General features: G+C 67.2%; 12 protein-coding genes and 1 tRNA gene. 7 read left to right on the forward strand and 6 right to left on the reverse strand.

The window, feature by feature from the left end; all coding sequences use genetic code 11:
- Positions 1-37: 37 nt before the first annotated feature.
- Positions 38-1921, forward strand: coding sequence for an AMP-binding protein (locus OLX02_RS19235; protein WP_264425469.1), 1884 nt, complete (start codon positions 38-40; stop codon positions 1919-1921).
- Between the two features lie 12 nt (positions 1922-1933).
- On the opposite strand, the gene OLX02_RS19240 is transcribed toward OLX02_RS19235, so the two are convergent.
- From OLX02_RS19240 to OLX02_RS19255, 4 genes are all read right to left on the reverse strand, one after another.
- Positions 1934-4099, reverse strand: coding sequence for an ATP-binding protein (locus OLX02_RS19240; protein WP_264425470.1), 2166 nt, complete (start codon positions 4097-4099; stop codon positions 1934-1936).
- A gap of 62 nt (positions 4100-4161) precedes the next feature.
- The gene (locus OLX02_RS19245; RefSeq protein WP_264425472.1) at positions 4162-5139 is read right to left on the reverse strand and encodes an MDR family oxidoreductase; all 978 of its coding nucleotides are present in this window, start codon (positions 5137-5139) and stop codon (positions 4162-4164) included.
- 34 nt (positions 5140-5173) lie between these two features.
- A complete protein-coding gene (locus OLX02_RS19250) occupies positions 5174-6805 on the reverse strand; it encodes a GMC family oxidoreductase (RefSeq protein WP_264425474.1) in 1632 nt (543 codons plus the stop codon).
- Between the two features lie 36 nt (positions 6806-6841).
- A tRNA-Pro gene (locus OLX02_RS19255) sits at positions 6842-6918 on the reverse strand.
- Positions 6919-7157: 239 nt separating this feature from the next.
- Here OLX02_RS19255 and OLX02_RS19260 point away from each other — a divergent pair.
- Entirely contained in the window at positions 7158-7436 is a 279-nt protein-coding gene (locus tag OLX02_RS19260) for a hypothetical protein (RefSeq protein ID WP_264425476.1), read from the forward strand.
- Positions 7437-7543: 107 nt separating this feature from the next.
- Here OLX02_RS19260 and OLX02_RS20230 read toward each other — a convergent pair whose 3' ends face one another.
- Positions 7544-7768, reverse strand: coding sequence for a tautomerase family protein (locus tag OLX02_RS20230; protein WP_413630393.1), 225 nt, complete (start codon positions 7766-7768; stop codon positions 7544-7546).
- Between the two features lie 138 nt (positions 7769-7906).
- Here OLX02_RS20230 and OLX02_RS19265 point away from each other — a divergent pair, with 138 nt between their 5' ends.
- Positions 7907-9517 carry a winged helix-turn-helix domain-containing tetratricopeptide repeat protein gene (locus OLX02_RS19265; RefSeq protein WP_413630394.1) on the forward strand — a complete coding sequence of 537 codons (1611 nt, stop codon included), beginning with the start codon at positions 7907-7909 and terminating at the stop codon, positions 9515-9517.
- A gap of 165 nt (positions 9518-9682) precedes the next feature.
- Positions 9683-9967, forward strand: a complete 285-nt coding sequence (locus OLX02_RS19270) for a hypothetical protein (protein WP_264425480.1) — start codon at positions 9683-9685, stop codon at positions 9965-9967.
- Positions 9968-10018: 51 nt separating this feature from the next.
- On the opposite strand, the gene OLX02_RS19275 is transcribed toward OLX02_RS19270, so the two are convergent.
- Positions 10019-12538 (reverse strand): TonB-dependent receptor, encoded by a 2520-nt coding sequence (locus OLX02_RS19275; RefSeq protein ID WP_264425482.1) that lies wholly within the window; start codon positions 12536-12538, stop codon positions 10019-10021.
- Positions 12539-12683: 145 nt separating this feature from the next.
- Between OLX02_RS19275 and OLX02_RS19280 the strand changes: the two genes are divergently transcribed.
- The 3 genes from OLX02_RS19280 to OLX02_RS19290 form a co-directional block, all read left to right on the forward strand.
- Positions 12684-13361, forward strand: coding sequence for a GntR family transcriptional regulator (locus tag OLX02_RS19280; RefSeq protein WP_264425484.1), 678 nt, complete (start codon positions 12684-12686; stop codon positions 13359-13361).
- Complete coding sequence (locus OLX02_RS19285) at positions 13361-14269, forward strand: hydroxymethylglutaryl-CoA lyase (protein WP_264425486.1); 909 nt, start codon at positions 13361-13363, stop codon at positions 14267-14269. The genes OLX02_RS19280 and OLX02_RS19285 overlap by 1 nt, the downstream gene beginning before the upstream one ends.
- 19 nt (positions 14270-14288) lie before the next feature.
- Positions 14289-14411: hydantoinase/oxoprolinase N-terminal domain-containing protein (locus OLX02_RS19290; protein ID WP_264423596.1), on the forward strand; the 123-nt coding region annotated here is incomplete at its 3' end.

The raw sequence follows: 14411 nt of genomic DNA on the forward strand, positions 1-14411 counted from the left end.
GATCTCTGCGTCAAGTCAACGAATACGGGATGAGGTCATGAGCGAAGCCTATGAGCGCGCATGGCGCGACAGCATCGACAAGCCGGAGCACTTCTGGTCGCAGGCGGCGCAGGCGGTGGACTGGATGTCGCCGCCTGTCCGTTCGCATGATGCGGACAGCGGATGGTTTCCGGGCGGCACGCTGAACACCTGCCACAACTGCCTTGATCGCCACGTCGCGGCCGGGCGCGGCGAGACGCCGGCGCTGATCTACGACAGCCCCGTCACGGGCACGGTCCGGCAATACAGCTACGCCGAACTGCTGGACGAGACCGGGCGGGTCGCGGCGATGCTGCACGCGATGGGCGTGGAGAAGGGCGACCGCGTCGTCATCTACATGCCGATGATCCCCGAGACGGTCTTCGCCATGCTGGCCTGCGCGCGCATCGGTGCGGTCCATTCGGTGGTGTTCGGAGGCTTCGCGCCGCTGGAACTGGCCAAGCGCATCGACGATGCCACGCCCAGGGTGCTGCTGACCGCATCGTGCGGCGTCGAGGGCGCACGGACCATCGCCTACAAGCCGATGGTGGACGAGGCGCTGCGGCTGGCGCACCACCCGATCGAGCACGTCGTCGTCTTCCAGCGCGACCGGCTGCGCGCGGACCTGACCGCGCCGCGCGACTTCGAGTGGGACGCGCTGCGCGCTGCCACGGCGGGCGATCCGGTGCCTGCGCCGGTCGAGGTGGCCTCGGCCGATCCGCTCTATGTCCTCTACACTTCGGGCACCACCGGCACACCCAAGGGCGTGGTGCGCGAGAACGGCGGCCATGCGGTCGCGCTCGCGTGGTCGATGGCCAATATCTATGGCATCGGCGCGGGCGACACGTTCTGGGCGGCGTCGGACGTGGGCTGGGTCGTGGGGCACAGTTATATCGTCTATGCGCCGCTGCTGGTCGGCGCGGCGACCGTGCTGTTCGAGGGCAAGCCGGTGGGCACTCCCGATCCCGGCACGTTCTGGCGGACCATCGCGCGCCACGGCGTGAAGACCTTCTTCACCGCGCCCACCGCGATCCGCGCGGTGCGCAAGGAAGACCCGGACGCGGCGTTCCTGAAGGACATCGGCACCGGCACCTGCCAGGCCATCTTCCTCGCCGGCGAGCGCGCGGATCCCGACACGATCGCGTGGCTGGAGGAGAAGTCCGGCCTGCCGGTGATCGATCATTGGTGGCAGACCGAGCTGGGCTGGCCCGCCATCGCCACGTGCTTTGCGCTGGGCGACCTGCGCCGCAAGCGCGGCAGCGCGGGCTTCCCCGTGCCGGGGTGGGAATTCGCGGTGCTGGACGAAGGCGGCCACCCGGTCCCCACCGGCAGCAGCGGCGCGGTGGTGATCCGCGCGCCGCTCGCGCCCGGCGCGTTCCGCACGCTGTGGAACAACCACGCCGGCTACGCCAAGAACTTCGCCACGTTCGACGGCTGGTACGAAACGGGCGATGCCGGCTTTATCGACGACGAAGGCTTCGTCCACATCATGGGCCGCACCGATGACATCATCAATGTCGCCGGGCACCGCCTTTCGACCGGGCAGATGGAGCAGATCGTCGCCAGCGTGGACGGTGTGGCCGAATGTGCGGTGATCGGCGCGGAAGATGCGATCAAGGGCATGATCCCGGTCGCCTTCGTGGTGCCTCGCGCGGGCGTGGCGGACGAAAAGGTGCTGCACGACGCGGTGATCGCGGCGGTGCGCAGCGAACTGGGCGCGGTGGCGGCGCTCAAGACCGCCTATGTCGTGCCGCAACTGCCCAAGACGCGTTCGGGCAAGATCCTGCGCAATCTGCTGCGCAAGATCGTCAATGGCGAGGACTTCGTCACGCCCGCGACGATCGAGGATCCGTCGGTGCCCGATGTTCTGGCGGCGCGGGTGCGCGCCCACGCCGAGGTCTGAGCGCTATCCGGCTTACGCTTCCAGCGGCTGGGCCAATGGGAGCGTAAGCCGCACGGCGAAGCCTTCACGCGCGGGTTCGATGGCGCAGCGTCCACCGATTTCGGCAAGACGCTGCGCCAGATTGCCAAGGCCGTTGCCGCCGCTGGTCCGGCGCGGCTCGCCCGCCGAGAAGCCGCGCCCGTCGTCGCGCGCGAGGATGGACAGCGCGCCATCCCGCGCCGTGGCGGAAACGGTCAGCACGGACGCGCCCGAATGGCGGATGGTGTTCGTCACCACTTCGCGCAGGGCCGAAACCAGTGCCTTGTGGTGCCCGTATTCGACGATGATGTCCTCGGCATCGCCGACCAGGTCGACCGGCCAGTCGAGCGCGATTCCGGCGGCGGAGAGGCGGCCGCTCGCTTCGTAGCGGCAGTCCGCGAGCACAAGCCCCAGAGGCTGCGCGTGGCCGGCAAGGCTGGACATCATCGCGCGGATTTCGCCCAAGGCCTGCTGCACGTCGCCGCGCACTTCGCGCAGGTCTTCGCGGTGCAGGCCCGTCAGCAGCAGGCCGGACACGTCGTCGTGCAGGTCGCGCGCGATGCGCTGGCGCTCCTCGCTCACCCCGCGCGCATATTCGGCGCGCGCGGCTTCCGCGCCGTCGAGCAGCGCCAGCAGTTCGCGCAGCGTGGCAAGGTCTGCCGCGCCGAACAGCCGCGCGCCGTTGCGAGCATGGCGCAGACATAGTGCGGCTTCGTCGGCGGCCGCGGGAATGAGCAGCGCCTCTCCCGCGTCGATCACGGTGGGGGCGGCCACGTCCACGCTTGCGGGCGCGATGTCCAGCGGTTGCCACAGCCGGTCGAGCAGCGTGCGCCATGCCCGCCGTCGTTCGGGCGCGCCATGCGCGAAAGCGATCTCGCTCGCCATGCGGAACAGTTCGGGGCCGGTCAGCGTGCGGCGGCGGTTGAGCTTGCTCCACAGCAGCGCGCGCAGCGGCACGTAGAGATAGCCGATGCCGAGAACCGCCACCGCGAGTGCCACCGGGCGGTCCAGCGAGAGAAGGTTGATCAGCAGCGCGTCCGCCAGCAGGAGCGCAATGGTCGATCCCGCACCCAGCGCCAGCCGATAGCTCCAGCGGTCCAGCTCGAACATCCGCCGGCCCGCGATGCCGAAGGCGATCCCGCCATAGACGAGGAACAGCGGGACGATGGTCATGCCGTCGGAACCGAGCGAGGGCACGTCCAGCAGGATCGGGGCGGCCATGCCGAAGGTGACGAAAGCCGCCCCGGCGAACGTGTTGGCGCCGATCCAGCGTAGCGTCGCGCGCGCCGCCGGTTCGCCGCGCGCGCGTCGATACTGGATCGCGGCCAGCACGGGGAATCCCAGAGTCGAGCCGAGCAGCAGGGCATAGAACCACGACAGCGGGAGCAGGCCCAGCCCTTGCGCCGTGCCCGCCAGCACCGCCAGCGCCACCAGTGCCCAGCCCGCAGCTACCGGCGCGATCCGCCTGGGAACGTAGAGGAACAGCGCGAACAGGCCCACGGCGGAAAGGTTCGAGCCGATGAAGTTCAGCGTCATCATCGCCTGGAGCAGGGCGCCGGGCGCGGTCAGGTCGCGCGTGTCGAACACCGCGCCCGAAAGCCCCGCGATGGCCACACCCGCGCAGCTCACGCCGAACATCCGCGCGCGGATATCGCCGCCGCCACCGATCCGCACCCACGTACCGATCAGGCCGATGACGACGGCCTGGAGGCTGAGCAGCCAGAAATCGTGCGGCAAGTCCGTCAGGTGTCGCCGCTGGGGCGCGACCGAGCGGGCGCGGTCCGCCGCGCTGATGACCGCTCCGGGCGCGCCGGCGACGCGGCCCAGTTCGCTGCGTTCGCGGTAGAACCGCGCCACCGCTTCCGGCCCGCCCGGGGGGACGTGATCGGGGACGAGCGAACCTGCTGGCACGGCGATCATGCCCGATGGTCCCGCGATGCGAACCGGCGCGGCGGCCGGCAATGCTGCCGATCCGCCGCCCGGCAATTCGAGCATCACGCCCCCCGGCGTGGGCGATGCCAGCACATCGTAACGGGGGATGGAGAGCGCAGCGAGCAGCGCCGCGACGAAAAGCGCGAACAGCAGGTGGCTTTCCAGCAGCAGCCGCAGGCCGGGGCGGCGTGGCCGCTCCGAAACCCTGGCCGCTCCTGCGGCGGCCATCGCCGCCGCTTCTGTCGTCAGACCATGCACCCCATACCCCCGGATGCGGCCCCCGTGCCGCGTCAGCCGATCTCGACCACCACGCGGCCCCGCACCTTGCCCGCCAGGATCTGCGGGCCAAGGTCGATCACCTGATCAAGACCGACGGTGGTGATCATCGCTTCCAGCTTGGCGAGATCAAGTTCCTTTGCCAGCCGGCGCCATGCCTCGAACCGGCGCGGGCGCGGGCAATGGACGGATTCGATGCCCAGCAGCTTCACGCCGCGCAGGATGAACGGCGCGACCGAGGTGGGCAGGTCCATGCCGCCCGCCAGGCCGCAGGCCGCGACGGCGCCGTCGTACTTCGTCATCGCCAGCACATTGGCCAGCGTGTTCGAGCCGACCGAATCGACTGCGGCGGCCCAGCGCTCGTTGCCGATCGGGCGCGGCGTGGCCGACAGTTCGTCGCGGTGGATCACTTCGGCCGCGCCCAGATCCTTGAGGTAGCCGGCTTCCTCGGTCCGCCCGGTCGAGGCGATGACGTGCCAGCCCGCGCCGGCGAGCAGCGCGATGGCCACCGAGCCGACCCCGCCGGCCGCACCGGTGACGACCACCGGACCGTCCGAGGGACGTACGCCCGCCGCCTCGATCGCCATCACCGACAGCATCGCGGTATAGCCCGCCGTGCCGATGGCCATCGCCTGCCGCGGGGTCAGCCCTTCGGGCAGGGGCACCAGCCAGTCGGCCTTGACGCGGCTCTTCTCGGCATAGGCGCCGAGATGCGTCTCGCTGGTGCCCCAGCCGTTGAGCAGCACCGCATCGCCGGGCTTGTAGGCATCGCTGGTCGAGCTTTCGACCACGCCGGCAAAGTCGATGCCGGGGATCATCGGAAAGCGGCGGACGATGGGCGCCGCGCCGGTCAGGGCCAGTCCGTCCTTGTAGTTGATGGTGGAGTGGGAGACGCGCACCGTCACCTCGCCGTCCATCAGTTCGCTTTCGGGAAAGTCCTTGAGCGTCACCGTCTGCCCGGCGTCGCCCTTTTCGATCACGATGGCCTTCATGTCCTGATCCGTCCCTTTATGTTGTCGCGTCCGATCAGGTGCGGCGGTCGGCATTCGCCATGGTGGCGCCCTTGTCCGCGATCATGATCGTCGGCGTGTTGGTGTTTCCCGACGTTATCGTGGGCATGACCGAGGCATCGATCACGCGCAAGCCTTCGATCCCGATCAGCCGCAGCCGGCCGTCGACCACCGCCATGGGATCGTTTGCCAGCCCCATCCGGGCGGTGCCGACGGGGTGGAAGATCGTGGTGCCGATGTCGCCGGCGGCGATCGCCAGCGCGGCATCGTCATCGCCCACGGCCGGGCCGGGCAGCCATTCCTCGGGCGTGAAGGCCGCGAGCGCCGACTGGCGCATCAGGCGCCGGGTGACGCGGATGGCATCGGCGGCGACGCGGCGGTCCGCTTCCGTGGCAAGATAGCCCGGCGCGATCACCGGCTTGTCCGCCGGATCGGCCGAGCGCAGCCGCACTTCCCCGCGCGATGTGGGGCGCAGGTTGCACGCCGATACGGTGATGGCGGGGAATCGGTGCAGCGGATCGCCGAACTTGTCGAGCGACAGCGGCTGGACATGGAACTGGATGTTGGCGCGCGCGTGATCGGGCGAGGAGCGCGTGAAGATGCCGAGCTGCGAGGGCGCCATCGTCAGCGGCCCGCGCTGGAACAGCGCATATTCCAGCCCCATCCACGCGCGGCGGGCAAGGTTGTAGTACGTCTCGTTCAGCGTGCGCACGCCGTGCACCTTGTAGATCGCACGTTGCTGGAGGTGGTCCTGCAGGTTGCGCCCCACGCCGGGCCGGTCGAGCGCAGGGGCGATGCCGTGCGTGGCAAGCTCCCGCGCGGGGCCGATGCCCGAAAGCTGGAGGATCTGCGGCGATCCGACCGCGCCCGCGCAGAGGATTACCTCGCCCCGGCAGCGCGCCTCGAGCACCTGTCCCCCGCGGCGCAGGCGCACGCCGCTGGCGCGGCTTCCGTCCAGCAGCACGCGCTCCACCAGCACGCCGGTTTCCACGCGCAGGTTGGGCCGCGCCAGTGCGGGCTTCAGGAACCCCCGTGCGGAGGACCAGCGCCGCCCGCGCTTCTGGTTGACGTGGAAGTATCCCACCCCGGTGTTGTCGCCGGTGTTGAAATCGGGCGTGGCCGGCACGCCCATCTCCGTCGCGGCGCGCGCCACGGCGTCAAGCACGTCCCAGCGTATGCGCGGCGCCTCGACCCGCCATTCGCCGCCGCTGGCATGGTGCTCGCTCTCGCCCAGGAAATGATCGTCCAGCTTGCGGAACACGGGCAGCACATCGTCCCAGCCCCAGCCGGGCAGACCCAGCGACCGCCAGTGTTCATAGTCCGCCGCCTGCCCGCGCATCGAGATCATCGCGTTGATCGCGGAGGAACCGCCCAGCACCTTGCCGCGCGGATAGGCCAGCGCGCGGCCGTTCAGCCCCGGCTCCGGCTCGGTGCGGAACATCCAGTCCGCGCGCGGATTGCCGATGGCGAAAAGGTATCCGACGGGAATGTGGAACCACACCCAGTCATCCTTGCCGCCGGCTTCCAGCAGCAGGACCCGGGTGCCGGGATCGGCGGACAGCCGGTTGGCGACGACGCAGCCGGCAGACCCGGCGCCGACGACGATATAGTCCCAATCGCCCTCGATCGGCTGGACCGCTGCGACCATCCGCCCCTCCTGCCGTGTGGATCGCCCCTGGATTGTTGGTCGGGGAGATAGGATTCGAACCTACGACCCTCTGCTCCCAAAGCAGATGCGCTACCAGGCTGCGCTACTCCCCGACCCGCAGAAATCCGCCGTTGACGGAAGATTTCAGCAGCTGCTCAAGGCTCTCCACGAAGCCCGTCATGCACCCTGTAGGCGTAATCCGGGCGTCGTCCGAAGGGACTTGAACTGCCTTCGATCGCTGGTGCGACCAAGACGCCCGCCGCATGGCATCGGAAGGCGGGAGAGTCAAATTCGCAGCCGGCGCGGCGGGGCGATTGCCCGTGGCTCATGATGGCGTGATAATGCAGCCGACATGACGAAGAAGCGCCGTTACCTCACCGCCACGATGCCGGATGGCTACGTGAAGACCATTGGTCCCACGACGGACAGCTTCACCCATTACTGGCGGATCGTGGCCGAACTGGAAAACGGCAAGACCGAGGTATTCTGGGGCCATGCGCGTTCGCTGGCCGAGGCGCGGCGCAAGCGCGCGCCAGCCGACGAGGCGGCGAAGACGCGGGGCTGGAAGAGCTTCAGCTTCGAAATCGCGGAACTGGTCGAAACGTCGGAGCCGCCACCGAACCGGTCCTAGCCGGCGAAGTGGGCCATGATGGACGATGGAATCACGTTTCGTGCATTCCGCGCGCAGGAAGGCCGCCCATCCTGAGAGAGGCGGCCTCCTGAACGTTCGCGGCGCGGTCAGGCGGCCTTCTTGCCCGCCATCGCATGGATATCCGCCGCACCAAGCCGTTGGCCGCCGATCGCCCAGTCGCCCTGTTCGACTTCCATGATCCGGACCCAGGTGACGGGGCGCAAGGCTTCGCCTTCCACGGCGACCATTGCTTCGGTGACGTTGTGGATCAGAGCATTCTTCTGCTCTTCTGTGAAAGCGTTCTTGATGATGTCGATGGTGACGAGAGGCATTTCAATTCTCCTTCTCCAGGCTCAGCTTCTTCTGTTCTGTATGGCCGAGTAGATACAGGCGCCCGTCCGGTGATGCTTGACGCGGACGTGGAGATGGCTGACCTTTTCGTGAATATTGTCGGAATTCCAGAAAAGGGGATGCACTTGTCCGCCGCCGGTCCGCGTATCTATCTGTTCGACGGCCTGGAACTGGACAGCGCACGGTTCGAATTGCGTCGGGGCGGGGCGCGCGTGCATGTCGAACCGCAGGTGCTTTCGCTGCTGATCCTGTTGGCCGAGAATTGCGAGCGGATGGTCGGCAAGGATGAGATCATCGGACAGATCTGGGACGGACGGATCGTGTCGGAATCTGCCATCGCAGCGCGGATCAAGGCCGCGCGCAAGGCGATTGGCGATGATGGCAAGGCGCAGCGGCTGATCCGCACGATCCACGGCAAGGGCTTTCGTTTCGTCGGCAAGGTCGGGGTGCGCGGGGGCGCGGCGGCAGCCGCTGCGAGTGTCGACGTCGGTCCCGAAGGTGCACCGGCCGATGCGACATCGCCGGTGCACCATAATGCGCGCGACGGGCGCCCATCGATAGCGGTGCTTCCGTTCCAACTGCTGGGCGAGCCTGGCGCGCATGCCATCGTCGTCGACGCGCTGCCCGCCGATATCATCATGGATCTCTCGCGGATGCCCTGGCTGTTCGTCATCGCGCGAGGATCGAGTTTCCGCTTTCGCGACGCCAATATCGACCCGCGCACGGTCGGACGAGAACTGTCGGTCCGTTATTGTCTCACAGGAACGATCGAACTGGCAAACCGTGCGGCCACGGTTTCAGTATCTCTGGTCGATACGTGCGATGGCGGAACGGTCTGGGCGGATCGGTTTCGCAGCGAGCTGGGCGAATTGCAGCAGATGCGGCCCGAGATCGAAATGCGGATTGTCTCGGCGCTGGAAGCGCATATCGCGCGCAACGAGGTGCGCTTGGCGCGCGCACGCCCCGCCACCGAACTCGATGCCTGGGCCAGCTTTCACCTCGGGCTGGATCACATGTATCGCTTCACGCAGACCGACAATGCCCGCGCCGCGCGCCTGTTCGAACATTCGCTGGCGCGCGATCCCTATTTTTCGCGGGCGATGGGTGGGCTTTCCTTCACCCATTTCCAGAATGCCTTCCTGCGCTTCGCCGATGATTCCGACGCGGAAATGGAGTTGGCCCGCATCTTTGCCCATCGCGCGGTGGAAGCCGATCGGCTGGACCCGTTTGCCCATTTCAACGCCGGACGAAGCTTGTGGCTCGACGGCAATCTCTCGGAATCGATCGACTGTTTCGACAGGGCAACCAGCCTCAGCCCCAGCTATGCCCAGGGCGTCTACAATCGCGGGTTGGTGCGCGCGATGGCGGGAAAGGCGGAAGAGGCTGACAGAGACCTCGCCCTGGCATTGGCGCTGAGTCCGCTCGATCCACTTGCCTATGCGATGGTTTCGAGCCGCGCGCTGGCACACATACAACTGGGCGACTTTGAAAGGGCCGCCGAATTTGGCGCACGCGCCGCCCGGATGCCGGGGGCGCACAAGCATATCGAACTGATAGCGGCGTTTACGGCCCAGCTCTCCGGCAATCGGGCCGATGCCCGGCTATGGCTGGCCAAGGCAAAGGCGGCGGACCCGAACTTGAGTGCGGGGACATTCTTCCACGGGTTTCCGTTCGCCCGGACCAGAGCGCGCGAAATTATCGAGCAGGGCTTGTTGGAACTGGGGCTTTGATGGCCCTTCGAGGCCCGGCGAGGTCACCGTGGGACCGTCGCGGCGGTTCTGAAACCGAGATCCGGAAAAGAGCGGAAAAGAAGGCCGTGGCGATGTTTCCGGGAACCGAGTGCGTCCATGGCCGTTCGGGTGCGCGGGGGCGTTGGATATGGATGACGGGTTTTCATGGATGAAAGCTGGACATTGCCTTCGTGGAGAGCGGCGCGCCCGCTGACCGAAGGTGACGAATTGTTTCGGGAATTGCTGGTGGATCTGGGGCCGGCGATGCCGCGCGCGACAGTGACGCGGCTCAGTGGCGGTTATCTCGACGCGCTTTTGCGCACCAGGTTGCCATCCTGGCTGCGCGTGCGCCTTCAATCCGAACTGGTGCGCCGCGGAGCGGCCGGATGGTCCGCGCGCCTTGCCGCGCTGCGCGGGCGCGCGAAGGCGCTGATGACCCACTCCCGGTGAACGCCCGGGCCTTGCGCATAGGCAAGGCGCCGGGCGTCCGGCTTCATCCGGTCAGAACTTCACGCTGCCTTCCACGCCGACCATGCGGCGCGTGCCCGGCGTGATGAACGATCCACCGAACTCGACGGCGGTGATCACTTCCGAGAGATACTTCTTGTCGAACAGGTTGTTGGCGAAGACCGACAGGCTGTATTTGTCAGTCTGCAACCCGGCGCGCAGGTTGACCACGCCGAAGGCCTTGCGGCGCGCAACGTCGTACTTGCCGTCGCCGACGAAGCCCGGAAGCTTCAGTGCGGAAATCGGCAGCAGGCCGGAGAACAGCGTGGGGATCGACTGGTCCTGCACGGTGTGGAACCAGGTCGGGCCGGTCAGGCGATAATCCGCGCGGGTGAAGAAGCGCAGGGTATCGTTGATCGGCTGTTCGATCTCCATGCCGGCGTTGAAGGTGTAGTCTGCGGTGTAGGGAGACTTGTTGCCCACGGTATAGGGGCGCGAGGAGTTCTTCTTGATCGTGCTGTCGGTGTAGTTGAACGAACCGAACAGCTTGAAGCCGCGCGTCGGCTTCACCGTGACGGTGGCTTCCACGCCCTTCAGGTCCACGCGATCGATGTTCGAGACCACGCGCAGCAGGCCGAAGCTGCCCACGAAGAATTCGAAGAACTGCATATCGTGGACCTGCGTGTAATAGCCCGCGAGGTCGAAGGTCACCTTGTCGTCCAGCAGGCTGCCCTTGATGCCTGCTTCCCACGCGCTCGACCATTCCTTCTTGTACTGGTCGTTCACGGTCACGTCCGCGCCGAAGAACGACACGAAGTTGTCCTTGATGATCTGCGCGGAACCCTGGTTGTTGAAGCCGCCTGATTTGAAGCCGATGCCCCAGTTGGCGTAGAGATTGAGGTCCGACGTGGGCTTGTAGCTGAGCGTCACCTTCGGCTCGAACTGCTCGAAGCGGGCGTGCTGCGGCATCAGTGCGCCGAAGGCCTGTCCGGGGTTGATCGGCCCGCCGGTGAACGGATCGAGCGCGTCGGGCACCAGCGACGACGACTTGCGGTCTTCGATGTCATAGCGCAGCGCAATGCCGGCGTTGAACTTGTCGTTGGGCTTGTACTCCACCGATCCGAACGCGGCATAGACGTTGGTCTTGAAGCGGTCGGCCAGCAGCAGCGTGGTGGGGTTGGTGGAATCCGGCGCGTTGTAGAACTGCTTGATCACGCCGTTGCCGGTATCCGCGCCCAGGCTGACGCCGACGGTGCGCTTGATGTGCAGGTAATAGGCGCCCAGCTGCCAGTTGATCGCGCCGTTGTCGCCGATAAGGCGCCACTCGGTGCTGAAATCCTGCTGGTTGCGCACCTGGTACTGCGTGCCGTCGCAGGTGGTCGGGCTATAGGGGCCGAAGGTCGATCCGTTGGCCGGCGCGAAAATGAACGGCACCGGGATCTGGCCGATCCCGCCCGGCTGGTTCACGGGATAACCGGTTAGTGCGGCGGTGCTGGCGAAGCAGGCATCGACCGCGGGCTGCGCGCGCGAATCCTTGGCGCTGATGAAGCGCGCGAAATCGGCCGAGGTGCCATCGGCGACGAGGTTCTGCTTGACGTCGGAATAGAGCCCCCACGCTACCAGCTTGAGGTTGTCCGACAGATCCTGATCGAGCTTCAGCGAGATGTCGAAGCTCTTCTGGTCGTTGGTCGCGCGGATGTTGTTGTAGAAGTTGAACGGGTGCTTGTTCACGTCCTCGTAGAAGGCGGGATTGACCGCGCCGAAGTTGGGCAGGTGAAACGCGGCGTTGAACGGCAGCGAGGCGCCGTGGAATTCGCCGTAGCGCGCCTTGAGGTCAAGCTGGGTGGCAGTGCCCTGGCCCAGCATCACGCGGCCGTCGATCGCCCAGTTTTCCTTGTCGTCCACCGTCTTGGCGTTGGTCAGGCTGTTCTTGTAGTAGCCGTCGGTCTTGTAATAGTAGCCCGACAGCACGAAGCCCGCCGCATCCGTGATCGGCCCGGCGATGTGCGCGGTCGCTTCCCAGGTGTTGTATTCGGCGTAGGACAGCTTGGCCCCGCCGGTCAGCGTATCGGTGGGCTTCAGCGTCTGCAGCACGATCGCGCCGGCTGCGGCGTTGCGGCCATAGAGCGCGCCTTGCGGGCCTTTCAGCATTTCCACCTGGCGCAGCGTGCCCTGCGGCTGGTTGAGCTGCGCGGTGTTGGTCTTGAGGATGCCGTCGACCACCAGCGCGACCGAGCTTTCCGCGTCGCGCGCGCCGTTGATGCCGCGAATGTTGATCTGCGTGTCGCCCGCTTCGGCCGTGCCGGTCACGATGGTCACGCCCGGCGTCAGCTTGACGAAGTCTTCGGCCTTGACCGCGCCGGTGCGTTCCAGCGCCGAGGCCGTCAGCACCGCGACCGAGGCGGGCACGTCCTGCAGCCGCTCGTTCTGGCGGCGCGCGGTGACGATGATGCCGCTGTCGGCATCGGCGGCGGCCTGCGGCGCATTGGCGGGCGCGCCTTGAGCGAAAGCGGGCACGGCGGCGCAGGCCAGCCCGCTCGCCGTGGTGAGAAGAAGCCACTGGGAAACACGCATCGCAAAAACTCCCTGTCGTTTGGCCGGCCGTGAGGCCGTGCCATCCACCCGCCGCGCCTTTTTTATGCCCCCTTGGCGAACGCGGCTTGATGGATGGCAAAGCTATTGTATACAAATGTCATAGGTCAAGTTCTTTGGAGCAGGGATGTCGCGCGCTTCCGACCGCGCCTACGAGGCGATACGCAGCATGATACTCTCGGGTGAACTCCCTGCCGGGTCGCAACTCGGCGAGGAGGCGCTGGCGGAGAAGTGCGGCGTTTCGCGCACGCCGGTGCGCGAGGCGCTGCGCCGGCTCGAATCCGACCTTCTCGTCACCCGCACCGATACCCAGCGCAGCTTTGTGGCCGACTGGTCGATCGACGACGTGGCCGATGCCTTCGAGCTGCGCGCGATGCTGGAGGGCAAGGCGGCGCGGCGGGCCGCGGAGCGGATGACCGACGATGCGCTCGACCGCATTCGTGCCGCGAATCGCCAGATCGACGGCGCCTTGTCCAAGCCGGGCGGGGACGTCGCCGGCTTCCTGGAAGGCAATCGCGAGTTTCACACGGTGATCCTGGAAGTGGCTGGCTCGCGGCGGTTGGCCGCGTTGCTGGGCACGCTGATCGAGCAGCCGGTGGTATGGCGCACCGCGCACCACTACGGCCGTGACGCGCTGCGCCGCTCGCACGGCGAGCATGAAGAGCTGATCGCCGCGTTTGCCCGCCGCGACGGCGCTTGGGCGGAGGCGATCATGGTGGGGCACATCCTGCGCGCCTACCACGCCTATGCCGATGCGCATCGCGGCCTCACGGATACCGCCATGCAGCTGGAGGCTGCCGAATAATGTATACAGATCGGATCGAAATGGTGGAGGTCAGTCCGCGCGACGGCCTCCAGAACGAAAAGGCGATGATTTCCACCGCCGACAAGCTGGTGCTGATCGGCCGCGCCATCGATGCAGGCGCGCGCCGGATCGAGGTGACGAGCTTCGTCAATCCCAAGGCGGTGCCGCAGATGGCCGATGCCGAGGACGTGTGCGCGGGCCTGCCGGTGCGCGACGACGTGACTTACATCGGCCTCGTCATGAACGCGCGCGGGGCAGGGCGGGCGCTTGCCACCGGCCGGATCGACCAGCTGGGCGCGGTCTCGGTCGCCACCGACACCTTCGCCATGGCCAACCAGGGACAGACCAGCGACGGCTCGGTCGAGGCGGCGAAAGAGATCATCGCCATGGCGCGCGAGGCCGGCAAGACCGGGCAGGTCACCATCGCCGCCTCGTTCGGCTGCCCGTTCGAAGGCGAAGTGGCCGAGGATCGCGTGGTCGCCATGGCCATCGCGCTGGCCGAGGCCGGGCCGGTCGAGATCGGGCTGGCCGATACCATCGGCGTCGCCAACCCCGCGCACGTTACCTCGCTGGTGGGCAAGGTGCGTGCCGCGGTGCCGCACATTCCCGTCCGCGTCCATTTCCACAACACGCGCGGAACCGGCCTCGCCAACGTGTGGGCGGCGGTGCTGGCGGGCGCGGTGACGGTCGATGCCGCGATCGGCGGTCTTGGCGGCTGCCCTTTCGCGCCGGGCGCGGCCGGCAACGTCTCGACCGAGGACGTGGTCTACATGCTCGAGCGTGCCGGGGTGCGCACGGGTCTTGATCTTCCGACGCTCGTCGCGGCCAACCATTGGCTGGGCGAAGTCATGCAGCGTTCCCTGCCGGGCATGGTGGCCAAGGCGCCGCCTTTTCCGAAGCAGGTATAAGAGCAAAGGGCTTGAACTGATGGGTTACCGATTGGGCGTGGACGTCGGGGGCACTTTCACCGACTTGCTGCTGTTCGATACCGACACGGGTTCGTTCTGGCGGCACAAGACGCCGTCCACCCCGCATGACAGCTCGGAGGGC

This window comes from Novosphingobium sp. KCTC 2891 (assembly GCF_025938155.1).
Lineage (GTDB): Bacteria > Pseudomonadota > Alphaproteobacteria > Sphingomonadales > Sphingomonadaceae > Novosphingobium.